Below are 14,090 nucleotides of genomic sequence, written 5' to 3'. Positions count from 1 at the left end.
CTGTGATGTTGCGCCCCGTCATGATGATCTTGGCCATGGCTGTCTTGCCGCTGCAGGTTCTTGCGGCTACGCAATCTGTGCCGTCAACTGACGGGGCGCTGATCTCTGCCATCGCCGGGGCTGCCCCCGGCGATGTGCTGCTGCTTGATCCGGGGCCCCATCAGGGTCCCATAGAACTCGATAGGCCCATCACCATTGATGGTCAGGGCAAAGCAAAAATTTATGGAAACAAGACCGGAAGCGTCATTTCTGTAACCGGAACGGATATCACCATCCGTGGGCTTGAGATCGCGGGTTCGGGTTCAGCACATGAAACAATTGATTCCGGCATCCAGCTCCATCGGACAGCCGCACGTATTCTGGTCGAGGATAACCGCATCCTCGGAAACCTCTATGGGGTTGATATTCACGGCGCCAAACAAGCCACGGTGCGCGAAAATGTCATTATCGGACGCCGCGATCACAGACTGAATTCACGTGGCAACGGCATATATGTCTGGAACGCGCCCGGCACACTGGTCGAAAACAACGAGATCCAGTTCGGGCGCGACGGCATTTTCGTGAACACCTCCAATCGCGGCGTCTTCCGTGGCAATCTGATGCGCGATCTGCGATTTGCGGTGCATTACATGTATGCCCATGATTCAGAAATCTCGGGCAATGTGTCGATTGGCAATCACCTTGGTTTTGCCCTGATGTATTCGAACCGCATCACGGTGCGCGATAATCTGTCTCTTGCTGATCGTGACCAGGGCTTGATGCTGAACTATACCAACAAGTCTGATCTGGTCGGAAATCTGGTACGCGGCGCAGGCGGGAAATGCCTGTTTATCTATAACGCGCATCACAATCTGATCGGGGACAACCGGTTCGAGGGCTGCCAGACCGGCATACATTTCACCGCTGGTTCCGAAAGCAATGCCCTGACAGGCAATGCCTTTATCGCCAACAAAACCCAGGTCAAGTATGTCGGGACCCGTGACGTCGAATGGAGTTTCGATGGCCGGGGAAATTTCTGGTCCGATCATCCGGTATTCGATCTTGATGGCAACGGCATTGCTGACAGCCGGTTCCGGCCCAACGATCTTGTCGATCATATTTTATGGTCCCAACCCGCAGCCGGAATGCTTTTGGGATCACCCGCCGTTCAATTGATCCGCTGGAGCCAGGCACACTTCCCCGCAACCTTGCCGGGCGGGGTCGTCGACAGCTTCCCGCTCATGAAACCGATCGAAATTCCGGTTCCCGAAGAAATCGTCTCCCTTGAAATGGCTGCTCGCGCCAATCCTGTCTGGCTGCGTGAAAGGACTGAAAATGTGTCTGACCCTCTCGCAAGTCACTAAACGCTATGATGACCATACCGTTCTTGATGCGGTTGGCTTTGATGTTGCCGCAGGTGAACGCGTTGCCTTGCTCGGCCATAATGGTGCCGGCAAGTCGACACTGATGAAGATCATTCTCGGCCTTGTCACTGCCGACGGGGGAACGGTTTCTGTCCATGGTCTTGCGCCCGGAAGTTACCGGGCCCGCATGCAAACAGCCTATCTCGCGGAAAACGCGTCCTTTCATCCGTCGCTGACCGGACAAGAACAGCTTCGGTATTATCTTCGACTTCGCGGCGAAGATCCCCGAAAGGCCGCATCGCTTCTTGAACGCGTCGGATTGGGGGCAGCAGCAAACCGCCGCATTGGAACCTATTCCAAGGGAATGCGCCAACGTGTCGGCATGGCTCAGGCGCTTATTGGTGAACCGAAACTCCTGATCCTTGATGAACCGACAAGCGGTCTCGACCCGGTATCACGGCGCGAGTTCTATGTCATTCTTGATGAACTGGCAGCACAAGGCACCGCAATTCTTTTGTCTTCTCATGCCCTGACTGAGGTTGAAGCCAGAACTGATAGGATCGTGATTCTTTCGTCAGGCGTAATGGTCGCAAACGATACCCTGGCAAACCTGCGTCAACAGGCATCGCTGCCTATCCGCCTTCAGGTATCCGCCCAACGCGGCAAGGCGGACGAGGTCGCCCAAAAGCTTTCCGGGGAACGCAGCAACGGCGTGATGGTCGATCTGGTGTGCAATTCTCAGGAAAAGCTCGCACGTCTTGGCGATATCTCGGCACTGGGGCCATTGGTCGATGATGTCGATGTCATTCCGCCAAGTCTGGAAGATATCTATAGCCATTTCAGCAAACGGGGGAACGCATGAACAAGGTTCTGGCAACAGCCCATGGCGAATTCATCATTGCGCTTCGTAACCGCTGGGTCGCGATCTCTGTCGCGATGATGGTGTTGTTTTCACTTGTGTTATCTGCTGCGGGCAGTGCCCCGACCGGCGCAGTTGGTGTGGATAAACTGTCCGTCACCACCGCAAGCCTGACATCCCTTGCGGTGTATCTTGTGCCGTTGGTTGCACTGTTGATGTCATTTGACGCAATCGCAGGCGAAATCGAACGCGGCACCTTGTCCCTTGTTCTGACCTATCCCGTCGCGCGCGGGGAACTGGTCCTTGGGAAATTCATCGCCCATCTGGCGATCCTGAGTATCGCCGTCTCGGCCGGCTACGGAATTGCCGCCGTCGCTGCGATTGCAACGGACCCCAATGCCCTTGTTGGCATCCCTGCACTGTTTCGCCTGTTCTGGTCGTCGCTTCTTCTTGGCGCGACATTCCTTGGCATAGGTTATGGCATATCGGCATTCGCACGCAGACCCGGCGCAGCAGCAGGATTGGTGATCGGGCTCTGGCTGGTTCTGATCGTTTTATATGATCTTGGCCTCTTGGCGGCCATCGTCGCCGATGATGGCGGAACCTTCACAACGCATTATTTTCCGTGGCTGTTAATCGGCAATCCGGCAGATGCTTTTCGGATCTACAACCTTGCCGTTTCGGATGCGACCGCTGCGGCCTCCGGCCTGACGGGGGCTGCTAATAGCATCCCCGCTGTTCATGCCCTGATATCCATTCTGATCTGGCCAGTGATTGCCGCGGTCCTCGCCTGGCAGATTTTCAGGAGGGTGACACCATGATTACCCGACTTGCGCTATCTCCAGTCACAATCGGCCTGCTTATTCTTGCCGGATGTCAGCAGCAACCGAAAGATACCATGCCGCCACCGGTCGCCATGACCGAAGGAGCTGTCGGACATTTCTGCCAGATGAACATTCTTGAGCATGCAGGCCCGAAGGCACAAATTCATCTTGAAGGTTTGCCCTACCCCCTGTTTTTCAGCCAGGTTCGCGATGGCATTGCCTATGAACGCATGCCCGAACAAAACTATAAAATCCGTGCGATTTACGTCACCGACATGTCCAGGGCCCATGACTGGGAAAATGTCGGACAAGAAAACTGGATACCGGCAACCAGCGCGCATTATGTCGTCGCCTCTGCCAAGACCGGGGGTATGGGGGCACCGGAACTTGTTCCCTTCTCTGATCAGGACGATGCCAAGAATTTCGTCAGTCACCATGGCGGCCAGATAATGCGCCTTGAAGACATTGATGACGTGCTGGTTCTGAACATTGCGCCCGTCACTCCATCCGCCGAGACACACGAAACGGCGATCGTGCCAGATGACGACGATTATCGTGCGCGTCTTGAAAAACTTCGCAAAGAATGAGGTCCACCATGCCCGACTTTTCACGACGCCGGTTTCTGACCATATTTGCCGCCGCTGGCGCACTCTCGGCTGCACCGTTTGCATTAAAGGCACAGCATCCGGTCCGCACTTGGAAGGGCGTTGCAATGGGGTCTGCTGCATCGATCAGCCTGTCGCACCCCAACGCTGATGACATCCTTTTGCGTGCAACCCGCGAACTTGAACGACTGGAAAATATCTTCAGTCTCTATCGGGAAAATTCCACGCTCGCACAATTGAACCGCGATGGTGTGGTTAACACTCCGCCTTTCGAACTTTTGGAATGCCTGGGACTGTGCGGGACCATAAACCGGGCAAGTGGCGGGCTTTTTGATCCAACGGTTCAATCGCTTTGGCAACTCTATGCGCAAAGCTATTCAGAAGGCCGGGCGCCCGAGAATGCATTGATCCGTAAAACGCTTTCAAGAACAGGCTGGGACAAGGTTGTTATCAATCAGAGCCAGGTCAGCTTCAAAAAACAAGACATGGCAATGACCCTGAATGGAATTGCCCAGGGCTACGTTGCAGACCGTATCGCCAAGTTGCTTCGTGATGACGGATTGAACAACGTCCTGATCAATACCGGCGAGTTCGCGGCACTGGGCGGCCACCCTGAAGGTGAAGACTGGCCTGTTTCAATCAATACCGGATCAGAAATTCGAAAAGGAAAGGTAATGTTGCGCGACAACGCCGTGGCAACATCACTGCCGAACGGCACTTTCTTTGATCAGGCGGGCCTTGTTGGTCACATTCTTGATCCGCGTACCGGCCGTCCCGCACAAGCACGCCCAACGGCGGTTAGTGTAACGGCAACAAAGGCAGCTGTGGCAGATGGGCTCAGCACGGCAATTTGCCTTATGAATAAAGGCGAAGCAGACAAATTGCTCGCACAGTTCCCAAGCGCAAAACTGGTCTAGCTTTGCCTCCCATACTGGATGACATTTCCGGCAAACGTTTGGAACGCCGCTGACCTAGTGGGCCAGTTCCAGAAGTGCCTCACGATCAAGTATCTGCAGTTTCGGCCCCGCCGATATGGCGCCGGATGCTTCAAGTTTGCGCAAGGACCGGGAAAACGTTTCTGGTGTAATACCGATCCGGCTGGCAATCTGGCGCTTATCGGGAAAGTTTTTGCCACTTGTGCCGTCGATGGCCGCGCCATTTCGGTCTTCAAAATCGATCAGAAACGCAGCAATTCGTTGGATCGGACGCGTATGGCGCAGTTTATAGATTTCCTCAAGGAAGAACCGTTCCCACCGCAACAGGCTTGCCAGTACATCTCCGACAACGTCAGGCGCGCTTTTGAGGATGCCAAGATAGGCCGTGCGCGGAATGGCCACGATTTCACAATTCTCGACGACCTGGCATTCAACCGGATAGGACCGGCCCGCAAAGGAAACTGCCTCCGCAAAGGAACCGGCCTCGGTCAGGAAATGCATCACTGTTTCATCCCCCTGCGAGGAGGTTTTCACAAGCCGCAAATGACCGGACAAAAGAATGTAGAAATATTCGGCCACATCACCGGCCCGAAAAAGATGTTCCCCCCGCGCATGGCTTTCGACCTTGCATGTTCCCAGCAGAGTCTTAAGCCGTTCTTCCCCAAGTGCCGCCAACAGCGGCACCTGAAAGATTACATCGTGATCTGCGCTAGACAGCGACCTTGAAACCATCAGACTGTTCCTCCCTGGCTTCACTGCTTGATAAACCACACCACTCGGCCAGCATCTCGGTATCTGCAATACGGATGATGTACCCGTTGGAATGTTGGGAAACGCCATGTTCCGACAACTTTTTAAGCGCCCGGGAAAATGTCTCGCTTGTCATGCCAATCTTGCGCGCCAACGCAGACTTTTCCACGGTAAGCGGCGTTTCATGCGCATCCCCGACAGGAACGGCATCTGCAAGCAAATATATCCCCAAACGTTGGGCCGCTGACCGGCATTTCAGTTCCTCGGTCTGGCGCAACATTTGACATAGTCTTTCTGTTACAACTGACATCATGGTTAATGCCCGATCAAAGTGCGCCGAGAGAAAATCGGCAAAGGCGGCGCCGTCAATCCGGATGGCGGTCGTCGCGTCCAGCGTTTTGATTGAAACGGCGTAACAGGCTTCCGGTGCGAGCGCACACTCACCCACAAGCTGTCCGTCACCCAGCAAATCAATAACACCGTCCTTGCCCTCCCCGTCCGTGTAGGACAACTCAACATGCCCATTCACAATCAGAAAAAGGGCCGATGCTGGGTCTCCGGCATGGATGATTACCGTATCTGGATCATACCGAACCCACGTACACAATGACGCCAGTTCCAGAATGTCGTCTTTCGGCCAGTTTTTGAAATAGCGCCCAGACTGGAGAACACCCGAGATTCGATCAATATCTCTCATTATGAAGTTTCCATGGAAAAACGCGGTTGTAGTTAAGCATTGGAACAACTCTAACATTCAACCGGCCGGGGTGGATTGTTCCATGTCAAACAAGTCCGTCAGGCCCATAATACAAAGTGCACCGTCCAGCAAAAAAGCCCTACCAGTCAGCAGGGCTTTGTCACAGAAAACACGCGACGACATCGCTGTCACATTTTGCAGCAGACTATTCGAAACGCGGGAACAGGATCGAATTTTCCAGATACATATGTGCAACAAGATCTTCGATCAGCTTACCGATCGCGCTGTACAACCTGCGCCACGAACCGCATACCCCGTCAGGCAAGGTGCAATTGTTTGTCAATTTCTGCAGTTTGTGGATGGCTTGGCCGTGATCGTCATGCTCTTCGCGCATACAATGGATAGGCATGGCAAGTGCTGACGTAATCGAGGTATTCCTGCTCATTTCACGCATCGCCGGGAAAAGAATATTTTCCTCTTTGGTCATGTGCATATCAAGTTGCTCTGCCATTTCCATCAATGCATCTGCCAGCCCTACCGGCGCGTCCGGATGGTCACCATGCACAATTTCAATTTCGCGAGACAGCGCAATCAGCTCGATCAACTCTTCGCGGTGAACATCGTGATAGCGCGTAAGGATGAAATCGATAAACCCATCAACATCCCCCACATCGGGCATGGTCAAAGGTCCCTTGGGAAGCTTGCAGAGTTCCCCGGCAATCATTTGGGGATCAAGTTCCTTGCGCTTTGCAGCTTCTTGAAGTGTCTGGTCAGGATGACAACAAAACCCGATGCGATGACGACGAAAAACCAGCGTTGCGCCGGGGAAACATGAAATCAAGCCCCCCAGACTCTGATCAAGCAGTTCGGCGGGCTTAACGTCCAATGTTGCCGTGTTCAACGCATCTTGCATAAAGGTGTCCTCCCTAAGATCGGCATCCAGCAAACGAAAGGGAGTTTAAACCAGCGATAATTTGGCAGGTTGACCATGGTCAAATGGATTTATGCCAAAAAATGTTGCGGTCGGCTCTGTTTGATTATTACGTCAAAGTAACATCCTGTCGGGTTGTTCCAACTAAGCGTAATTCCAATCTCACGGTGATTTGACAAACATCAAACGCCAACCCGCCCGGGCCAGTGATACTTCGCCATGCAAAACGCCGGAGTATGCCGTGGGAGTATGCCGTGACAGAAAGCTATCCATCCTTTACGCCATTTTTGCTGGCAAACCCGTTCATACGCAATGCGCCAACCCTTCTGGTCGAGCCCATATGCCGTCACGCCATGGCGACGATGCATCATCGCTACAGACCGGTATTTGAACGGGTGGCAGAGCAAGAATCCTTCGCCCTTCTGATTTCACCGACCGATCTGGATGTGCAATTCTATCTGAAAATAGATGCCGATCATCCTGAACTCCGCCCCGCAAGACGTATCGAAGCAGAAACTGTCGCAGCACAGATATCAGGACCGTTACCCGCACTGCTGGAGCTTCTTCAGGGGACATCAGATGGTGATGCACTGTTCTTTTCGCGCACATTGCGGATCGAGGGACGCACCGAACTTGTTGTCGCACTTCGCAATGCCCTGGATGGAGAATCAATTGATCTGCGATCCGCTGTGACTGAAAGCTTTGGCGTGATGGGCCCTGCAGCCGGGGCAGCACTTGGCCTTGCCGAAAAGATTTATCGGCAACTTCAGCACGACATGAACCGGACGGCAGATGCATTGACGTCCCCCACCGCCAAACGTTTGCTCGGCGTGGAAAAACGCACATCCGCGCAAGCGGCCACACTGGCTGAGATCGAGAAAACAATACAAAGGCGGAACCGCCAACGGCGCCCCAAACCGTCCGGTGCGGCCAAGGATGATTTCGCGCTGCCCGCCAATCCCTGATCCACAACTATTCACAGGTTCAATATGGAACTCGTTTGTCCTGCAGGAACACCTGCCAGCCTGCATGCCGCCGTCGCGGCGGGTGCTGATGTTGTATATTGCGGTTTTCGGGACGCAACGAATGCCCGAAACTTTCCGGGATTGAACTTTTCACGTGCTGAATTACGCGATGCCGTCAAACACGCGCACAAGCACGGAGTTCATGTCTATCTTGCCTGCAATACCTATCCGCAAGCCGGGGCGGAAGAAATCTGGCATAAGGCAGTTGATGATGCCGTGGCAATTGGTGTCGATGCCATCATCCTTGCTGATATCGGTTTGCTGCGATATGCGCGCGATCATCATCCTGACGCACGTTTGCATTTATCCGTGCAGGCATCTGCCTCGAACGAAGAAGCCATTCGATTTTATCATCAGGAATTCGGTGTACGACGCGTTGTGCTGCCCCGTGTTTTGTCGCTTGATGAGATACGCACCCTTAATCAGCGCATACAGGTCGAAACAGAAGTATTCGCATTTGGCGGGATGTGCGTGATGGCCGAAGGTCGTTGTTCACTGTCTTCATACGCGACGGGCGAAAGTCCGAATATGAACGGCGTCTGTTCGCCGGCAGCACATGTTCACTATGAAGAACGCGGCGACACGACAGTTTCCCGACTGGGGAACTTCACCATCAACATCTATGACAGCGATGAAAAGGTCGGCTATCCGACGCTGTGCAAAGGCCGGTTTCGTGCCATGGACAAATCCGGCTATCTGTTTGAAGAACCCACCAGCCTTGATGTCACCGCCATGCTGCCGGAACTGGCAGATGCAGGCGTTTCCGCGCTCAAGATCGAAGGGCGGCAACGCGGGAAGGCCTATATATCGCAGGTCGTCGGCGCTTTTCGCACATCACTGGACAAGATCGCCGAGGGACAACTCAACGCGCGATCAAAACTCAGCACGCTGAGTGAAGGTCAAAGCGATACCACAGGTGCATACCGGAGGAGCTGGCAATGAAAAGATCGCGACTTGTTATGGGCCCGGTTCTTTTTCACTGGGACGAGGACCGCAAAAAGGATTTCTACAGCCGCATTGCAGATGAAACCGACGTCGATACCGTCCATGTTGGCGAAGTTGTCTGCGCAAAACGGATGCCCTTCTTTGACAAGCACCTCCCAGACGTTATCGAACGACTTCAGCGCAGCGGTAAGGAAGTTGTTCTTTCGACACTCGCACTGGTGATGAATGAGCGCGAAGTTAGTCAAATACGCGACATTGCGCAGATGCCCGACATTATGATTGAGGCCAACGATATTTCGGTTGTGCGCCTACTCGCAGGTCAGCCGCACATGATTGGGCCCTACATCAACACCTATAATGAAGGGACGCTGTCCTACTTTGCCGAAAAAGGCGCTAAACGGATCGCCCTGCCATGGGAACTACCGATGTCCTCTATCGCAGCATTATGTGGCGCGCAGACCGCAGCCGAGATTGAAGTACAGGTATTTGGCCGAATGCCCTTGGCCATTTCGGCCCGCTGCTATTCAGCACGGGCGCAGGGCCTGCACAAGGATGGGTGTCGGTACGTTTGCGGGGACCACATTGATGGCATGGATGTCGAAACACTCGACGATACGCCGTTTCTGGCGGTCAACGGGTTGCAAACCCTGTCCAGCCACTATGTTGAAATGTCGGACAATATCGCACAGATGCAAAACGCCGGTGTGACAGCGTTCCGCCTGTCGCCACATAGTCTGGACATGACCAAGGTTTCGGATCTCTATCGTCAGGTTCTCGCGCGTAAAACCGATCCGGAAGAACTCAGGCACCGCCTGAAGGAAATGCGTTTCCCGATGGACTTTGCCAACGGCTTCTTGCACGAAGCCCCGGGCGCCGAGTTTCGTCAGACGCACGCTCAGCAGGCAGAATAAGAACCACGCCAGAACCTACCAAGAAAGAAAGGGCTGCAATCTGACGGATCGCAGCCCTTCAATACATTCACAATTCGGGGAGTTAGCACGGCATAACATTGTGAACACCAATCAGCATAATGCTTTGATCGTGGACACCCTTGACAATGATCAACTGGAAGCTGCCTTGCGTGGCGCAACATCAAAGTACGTAGCACCATCTCCGGGGAAAATGCTTTTGCTGACATTGAAAAATGGTTGGCTGGCAAAAATTTCTCTTAACCCGGCGTATCGCACCCAGTTACTTCATTTTACAAGGATCGGACCAACTTGATCCAGATAACCCATTTCGAATTCGGCAAGTTCGATCAGCTTCTCCAGATCATCGAAGCGAACATGTCCCTTTTGGAAAGTCAGTAACTTCTGTTCGCGCAACTGGCGCAAGACGCGATTGATGTGAATGGCACTCAGCCCGAGCGTATCGGCAAGTTGATATTGCGACAATGGACACGGATAACCCTGCGCATTGCCGACACCAATCAATCTGAGCCGCGCACCAAGTTCCAAAATAAAATGCGCGGTTCGTTCGATCGCTGAACGCCTTCCGATATTGACAAGATGCTCCACAACCATCGCCTCGTCGCAGGAAACAGCCCACAGGATCGCCATCGCCAGTCGTGGCGAAGATGAGAATGCCGATAGCATGTCCTGTGCCTTGACTTCTGCGACCCGAACATCTGTGACCGCCTCAAAGCTGTGATCGGACGTACGCAACAGCAAACTCCGCAATCCCAGAAAGTCACCTGGCACCTGAAAATCAATGACCTGTCGTGCACCTTCGGGAAGCAACTTGTAGGACATCACCCAACCGTCCTGCAGAATAAAAGCACGGTGTCCACTTTGACCTTCGTGGACGATGTCCTCACCAGCAGAAATCACAAGCGACCTTCCCGGTATTCTTGCAAGCGTATCAAGCTCTTGGTCCGTCAGATCGATATAGTTTTTCAGCTTCTTTGAAACGGCTTCGGTCGGGGAAAGCATCAAACTCGTTCTCCTCATCAAATATCGGAGCCCCTCAGTGTCGCACTGATATGAGAATACCCTCGCCAAACTAACCTGTGTTTGCAGCGCCGGGACGAGGGGATGGTATGAACATACTGCTTCTGACGCGCAGTTTTTTTTCAAACCAAAACCTAGAAGAGAGCAAAAACCATGAATTATGCAATGGATATCCAGGGATCCGCCGCGCTCTCGATATGCGAGTCTACTCTAATATGCTTGGGGGATCTCGGAATTCTCGGTGCAGGAGATATTGCTGGCATTCTTGAAGACGCGAAAAATGCGCATATCGCGGTACCGGAACAAGTTTCAACTCAAACAGATCATCAGGCGGTTCACAACCTGATAGACCGAATTATCAAGGGTGGAAACGCGCTGAAACTGGGCTAGCCAAGTTCACGCTCGACCAAGATGCAACACAAAACCAACCTACCCGGCCGCAAGTGTTTGCCGTTGCACTGCAGACGTCCAAGGAGGCCTAGGTTTCCGTAATTCGTACCGCAACGCTCATTTCAAGCAGATCGTCTTTATCACCGATGAATTGCCCCGAGACAGGAACCGCCTGGGACATTTCCCGGACCACGGCAACCGAAATCAGGTTACCAGAACCAATACTGCGATTTGTTGGATCAAAAGCAACCCAGCCTGCACCGGGAAGAAACACCTCAGCCCACGCATGTGTGGACCCTGAACCATCAGATCCGCTCAGCAAGCCATCCGTGTTCACCAGATACCCTGACACGACACGCGCACCAAGCCCCAAACACCGGGCGGCGGCAACGAACAGAACAGCAAAATCACGACACGACCCTTCCTGTTTGTCGAGCGTTTCAAGCGGCGTCTGTGTTCCCTCGCTTTCACGTATCTGATAGGTCGTCCTTTGTGCAATCCCGGCGCTGATATCCTTGAGCAACGAAAGCGTATCGGTCGGACGGCTGAAAATGAAACTGTTCACCCACTCAGATAACTGCCCATTCTGGTCAGGATAATGTTGAGCCGTCAGCGCGCCAAGATCGATCCATTCATCATCTGAATATGAGAACGGAAAGTTGCACGCCGATGCCGAAATCGCAAAGACCGGCCATCGCGTCGTATTCATCTCGATCCTGGAGCGGCTTACAATTTCAAGATAGTCGGTCTTCTCCTTGAAATTTGCCGTTGCGATTGCATTGTCCGCAACATCATGTGTCCAGATTAACTCCGTCTGCGGGTTCATCGTGACGTCAAAGGAGACCAGACGGATGTCACGCACTTCTCGCGGGCGAAGCATCAATTTGTGCGGCCCAAGCAAAACGGGCCGACGATAGCGATAGATCGTCGAATGGATCAGCTCAAGAGACGACATAAGGCTGCCTTACCACCGCATATGCGATTTGTGCGGGTTCAGATTGGCGGAAAATCATATTTCTTCTGTCCACACCCGGAAATCGCGCAACGTGCTCTCGCCAAAGGTTTGCAATAGCGGCACATCCGCCGCATCCCGTCCTCTGGCAATCAGGACACGCCCGATCCGCGGGGAATTGTTTCTGGGATCGAAAACCCACCATCGGCCGGAAAGATAAACTTCCATCCATGCAGCAAAATCACCGCTTGGATGCGGAAGAGGTTCACCAATATCACTGAGATACCCGGTGCAATATCGCGCCGGTATGTTCATGCAGCGACACAATGCAATCGCAAGATGCGTGAAGTCGCGACAAACACCACGTTGTTCATATAGCGCTTCAGATGCGGTACGCGTCGCGCGCGCATCCAAATATCCAAACGCGATATGCCCATGAACGAAATCGCATATCGCCTGAACCCTGGCGGATCCGGGTGGCGTGTTTTCAAAAAGCCGCCAGGCTTCATTTGACAGAAGATCTGTATCACAATATCGGCTGCCCAGCAGGTAAACCAGTACCTCAGAAGGCAAGTCTTCCACCGCATGCTGTTCTGCATCCCGGCATTGCTCATCCTCCGATCCGTCGTCAAAAATCATCCCGTCTGACTTCAGGACAAAAGTACCGACCGGCGCAATCAAACGGGTACAGACATTTCCGAACCCGTCGATATAGGGCGTTTGCGCCACTTCCGGCACTGTCTGCAGGCGATCTTCGCCCTCCAGATCATCCACACGGGAATGATGCACATTCAGAAGGGCAATCATTGGTGTGATCTGCTGCAGCTCGTACTCAAAATGGCAACCGATGCTCAAGCGCATTTGCTTTGTCCTGACAGTCCATAGTGCGGCAACGAAGCAACCGTGCGACTGGCGCTCATGACAATGACAGCTTCGCAAGAGCCTCGGCGGCAAGGGCGTGATCCCGGTCATGGTAGTGCGCCCGAAAAACGCCATCCACACTGAGTTCCCAGATGCTGTTCTTTTTTACCATCCTTACACGCTCAACCCGCCCGCAGCTTTCAATACGCTCTGCATAGGGGGCACGCGCCGCTCCAAGGCAGTCACCTCTGGCGGCAACGGAAAGGTATTCCTCTGTTCTGACACTGTGTTCATTTCCTTGATTTCGGCGGCTATCACAACTCTGGTTCAAGCGCATCGAAACAGGCTTGAGCAAGATCACGGTTTGGAATTTCTGTGCCCGGCATTGTCGCCCAGCCAGCATCCATCAGGGCTTCTCGTTGCTGATAGCGTGAGGTGTCGCGAATTGTTTCAAGTTTTGCTTCACGACTTGAATCCGCGTTTGCCTTGGCAACACAGATCGGCACCAATGCCGCAATCACATTGTCATGGGACATCGTCTTTGACATCTGACGCGCATCGCTGCCCGTCATCCAGCCTCCCCATGTAAAACCGACCACCATTGCAAGCGCCGCACCGGAAGCCGCGCCAAGAACATAGGGTTTCAACCAATCGGGATAGTTCATATCGTGTCCTCCAAAAGGGCAGATGAATAGTTCGAATGTCCGGGATTTTTCGCGTGCAAACAGCGATCAACAAATCACCGCTCTTTTGCCTTTTGAGGCGTTCGCAATCTCGAAGGCGAACAGACCTCTCAATTTTCAAATGGGTGGAGAATTGCTGGTTAATACAGCGCTCAAAAAGGCCCCCTGCTTGATACCTGCAGAAAGAGACCTTTTCTTGATCTGAATTCGAGGCGACATTTTGCCGCCTGCGATCCAACATCGCAGAACATTCAATGAAGACTGTTCTTTTACACCGATTGGGCCCCGGACGAACTAATACAGGTTAGTTTTAAGAAAATCGTCCTCAGGCATCCGGACGC

Annotated in this window: 16 protein-coding genes; 9 read left to right on the top strand and 7 right to left on the bottom strand. The window is 53.2% G+C overall.

Annotated elements, in window-relative coordinates:
* Window positions 1–5: 5 nt before the first annotated feature.
* The 5 genes from B2R48_RS08900 to B2R48_RS08880 are packed head-to-tail and all read left to right on the top strand — an operon-like array spanning window position 6 to window position 4,548.
* Window positions 6–1,343 carry a nitrous oxide reductase family maturation protein NosD gene (locus B2R48_RS08900; protein WP_296999465.1) on the top strand — a complete coding sequence of 446 codons (1,338 nt, stop codon included), beginning with the start codon at window positions 6–8 and terminating at the stop codon, window positions 1,341–1,343.
* Window positions 1,315–2,205 carry an ABC transporter ATP-binding protein gene (locus B2R48_RS08895; RefSeq protein WP_296999432.1) on the top strand — a complete coding sequence of 297 codons (891 nt, stop codon included), beginning with the start codon at window positions 1,315–1,317 and terminating at the stop codon, window positions 2,203–2,205. The genes B2R48_RS08900 and B2R48_RS08895 overlap by 29 nt, the downstream gene beginning before the upstream one ends.
* Window positions 2,202–3,023: an ABC transporter permease gene (locus B2R48_RS08890; RefSeq protein ID WP_296999431.1), complete on the top strand. Its 822-nt coding sequence runs from the start codon at window positions 2,202–2,204 to the stop codon at window positions 3,021–3,023. Before B2R48_RS08895 ends, B2R48_RS08890 begins: the two co-directional genes overlap by 4 nt.
* A complete protein-coding gene (locus B2R48_RS08885) occupies window positions 3,020–3,613 on the top strand; it encodes a nitrous oxide reductase accessory protein NosL (protein WP_296999430.1) in 594 nt (197 codons plus the stop codon). The genes B2R48_RS08890 and B2R48_RS08885 overlap by 4 nt, the downstream gene beginning before the upstream one ends.
* 8 nt (window positions 3,614–3,621) lie before the next feature.
* On the top strand, window positions 3,622–4,548 hold the full coding sequence (locus tag B2R48_RS08880) for an FAD:protein FMN transferase (protein ID WP_296999429.1): 927 nt from the start codon (window positions 3,622–3,624) through the stop codon (window positions 4,546–4,548).
* A gap of 54 nt (window positions 4,549–4,602) precedes the next feature.
* Here B2R48_RS08880 and B2R48_RS08875 read toward each other — a convergent pair whose 3' ends face one another.
* From B2R48_RS08875 to B2R48_RS08865, 3 genes are all read right to left on the bottom strand, one after another.
* Window positions 4,603–5,298, bottom strand: coding sequence for a Crp/Fnr family transcriptional regulator (locus B2R48_RS08875; RefSeq protein WP_064779667.1), 696 nt, complete (start codon window positions 5,296–5,298; stop codon window positions 4,603–4,605).
* Complete coding sequence (locus B2R48_RS08870; RefSeq protein ID WP_296999428.1) at window positions 5,276–6,070, bottom strand: Crp/Fnr family transcriptional regulator; 795 nt, start codon at window positions 6,068–6,070, stop codon at window positions 5,276–5,278. The genes B2R48_RS08875 and B2R48_RS08870 overlap by 23 nt, the downstream gene beginning before the upstream one ends.
* Window positions 6,071–6,218: 148 nt before the next feature.
* A complete protein-coding gene (locus B2R48_RS08865) occupies window positions 6,219–6,959 on the bottom strand; it encodes a DUF542 domain-containing protein (RefSeq protein WP_296999427.1) in 741 nt (246 codons plus the stop codon).
* 239 nt (window positions 6,960–7,198) lie between these two features.
* Between B2R48_RS08865 and ubiT the strand changes: the two genes are divergently transcribed.
* The 3 genes from ubiT to ubiV are packed head-to-tail and all read left to right on the top strand — an operon-like array spanning window position 7,199 to window position 9,825.
* Complete coding sequence (gene ubiT, locus B2R48_RS08860; RefSeq protein WP_296999426.1) at window positions 7,199–7,909, top strand: ubiquinone anaerobic biosynthesis accessory factor UbiT; 711 nt, start codon at window positions 7,199–7,201, stop codon at window positions 7,907–7,909.
* Window positions 7,910–7,933: 24 nt separating this feature from the next.
* On the top strand, window positions 7,934–8,911 hold the full coding sequence (gene ubiU, locus B2R48_RS08855; RefSeq protein WP_120224410.1) for a ubiquinone anaerobic biosynthesis protein UbiU: 978 nt from the start codon (window positions 7,934–7,936) through the stop codon (window positions 8,909–8,911).
* Entirely contained in the window at window positions 8,908–9,825 is a 918-nt protein-coding gene (gene ubiV / locus B2R48_RS08850; protein WP_296999425.1) for a ubiquinone anaerobic biosynthesis protein UbiV, read from the top strand. The genes ubiU and ubiV overlap by 4 nt, the downstream gene beginning before the upstream one ends.
* A gap of 285 nt (window positions 9,826–10,110) precedes the next feature.
* Here the strand turns inward: ubiV and B2R48_RS08845 are convergent, their stop codons facing one another.
* Window positions 10,111–10,845 (bottom strand): Crp/Fnr family transcriptional regulator, encoded by a 735-nt coding sequence (locus tag B2R48_RS08845; protein ID WP_296999424.1) that lies wholly within the window; start codon window positions 10,843–10,845, stop codon window positions 10,111–10,113.
* A 171-nt stretch (window positions 10,846–11,016) separates the two neighbouring features.
* Between B2R48_RS08845 and B2R48_RS08840 the strand changes: the two genes are divergently transcribed.
* Complete coding sequence (locus B2R48_RS08840) at window positions 11,017–11,253, top strand: hypothetical protein (protein WP_296999423.1); 237 nt, start codon at window positions 11,017–11,019, stop codon at window positions 11,251–11,253.
* Window positions 11,254–11,341: 88 nt separating this feature from the next.
* On the opposite strand, the gene B2R48_RS08835 is transcribed toward B2R48_RS08840, so the two are convergent.
* The 3 genes from B2R48_RS08835 to B2R48_RS08825 all read right to left on the bottom strand — a co-directional run bounded on the left by B2R48_RS08835 (window position 11,342) and on the right by B2R48_RS08825 (window position 13,731).
* Complete coding sequence (locus tag B2R48_RS08835) at window positions 11,342–12,208, bottom strand: transglutaminase family protein (RefSeq protein ID WP_213473788.1); 867 nt, start codon at window positions 12,206–12,208, stop codon at window positions 11,342–11,344.
* A 54-nt stretch (window positions 12,209–12,262) separates the two neighbouring features.
* On the bottom strand, window positions 12,263–13,066 hold the full coding sequence (locus B2R48_RS08830; RefSeq protein ID WP_296999422.1) for a transglutaminase-like domain-containing protein: 804 nt from the start codon (window positions 13,064–13,066) through the stop codon (window positions 12,263–12,265).
* Window positions 13,067–13,380: 314 nt separating this feature from the next.
* Window positions 13,381–13,731 carry a hypothetical protein gene (locus tag B2R48_RS08825; protein WP_062956355.1) on the bottom strand — a complete coding sequence of 117 codons (351 nt, stop codon included), beginning with the start codon at window positions 13,729–13,731 and terminating at the stop codon, window positions 13,381–13,383.
* Window positions 13,732–14,090 lie beyond the last annotated feature (359 nt).

Origin of the sequence: Thalassospira sp. UBA848, assembly GCF_002295455.1 — a bacterium.
Taxonomy (GTDB): Bacteria; Pseudomonadota; Alphaproteobacteria; order Rhodospirillales; family Thalassospiraceae; genus Thalassospira.
Note: the sequence above shows the minus strand (reverse complement) of the source record. Positions and strands in the feature narration are given on the sequence as shown.

Coding starts and splice junctions, on each gene's coding strand:
- B2R48_RS08830 (WP_296999422.1), bottom strand. CDS start 13,066: ATGCGCTTGAGCATCGGTTGCCATTTTGAGTACGAGCTGCAGCAGATC.
- B2R48_RS08885 (WP_296999430.1), top strand. CDS start 3,020: ATGATTACCCGACTTGCGCTATCTCCAGTCACAATCGGCCTGCTTATT.
- B2R48_RS08880 (WP_296999429.1), top strand. CDS start 3,622: ATGCCCGACTTTTCACGACGCCGGTTTCTGACCATATTTGCCGCCGCT.
- B2R48_RS08900 (WP_296999465.1), top strand. CDS start 6: ATGTTGCGCCCCGTCATGATGATCTTGGCCATGGCTGTCTTGCCGCTG.
- B2R48_RS08845 (WP_296999424.1), bottom strand. CDS start 10,845: ATGCTTTCCCCGACCGAAGCCGTTTCAAAGAAGCTGAAAAACTATATC.
- B2R48_RS08870 (WP_296999428.1), bottom strand. CDS start 6,070: ATGTTAGAGTTGTTCCAATGCTTAACTACAACCGCGTTTTTCCATGGA.
- ubiU (WP_120224410.1), top strand. CDS start 7,934: ATGGAACTCGTTTGTCCTGCAGGAACACCTGCCAGCCTGCATGCCGCC.
- B2R48_RS08875 (WP_064779667.1), bottom strand. CDS start 5,298: ATGGTTTCAAGGTCGCTGTCTAGCGCAGATCACGATGTAATCTTTCAG.
- B2R48_RS08835 (WP_213473788.1), bottom strand. CDS start 12,208: ATGTCGTCTCTTGAGCTGATCCATTCGACGATCTATCGCTATCGTCGG.
- B2R48_RS08890 (WP_296999431.1), top strand. CDS start 2,202: ATGAACAAGGTTCTGGCAACAGCCCATGGCGAATTCATCATTGCGCTT.
- ubiV (WP_296999425.1), top strand. CDS start 8,908: ATGAAAAGATCGCGACTTGTTATGGGCCCGGTTCTTTTTCACTGGGAC.
- B2R48_RS08840 (WP_296999423.1), top strand. CDS start 11,017: ATGAATTATGCAATGGATATCCAGGGATCCGCCGCGCTCTCGATATGC.
- B2R48_RS08825 (WP_062956355.1), bottom strand. CDS start 13,731: ATGAACTATCCCGATTGGTTGAAACCCTATGTTCTTGGCGCGGCTTCC.
- B2R48_RS08895 (WP_296999432.1), top strand. CDS start 1,315: ATGTGTCTGACCCTCTCGCAAGTCACTAAACGCTATGATGACCATACC.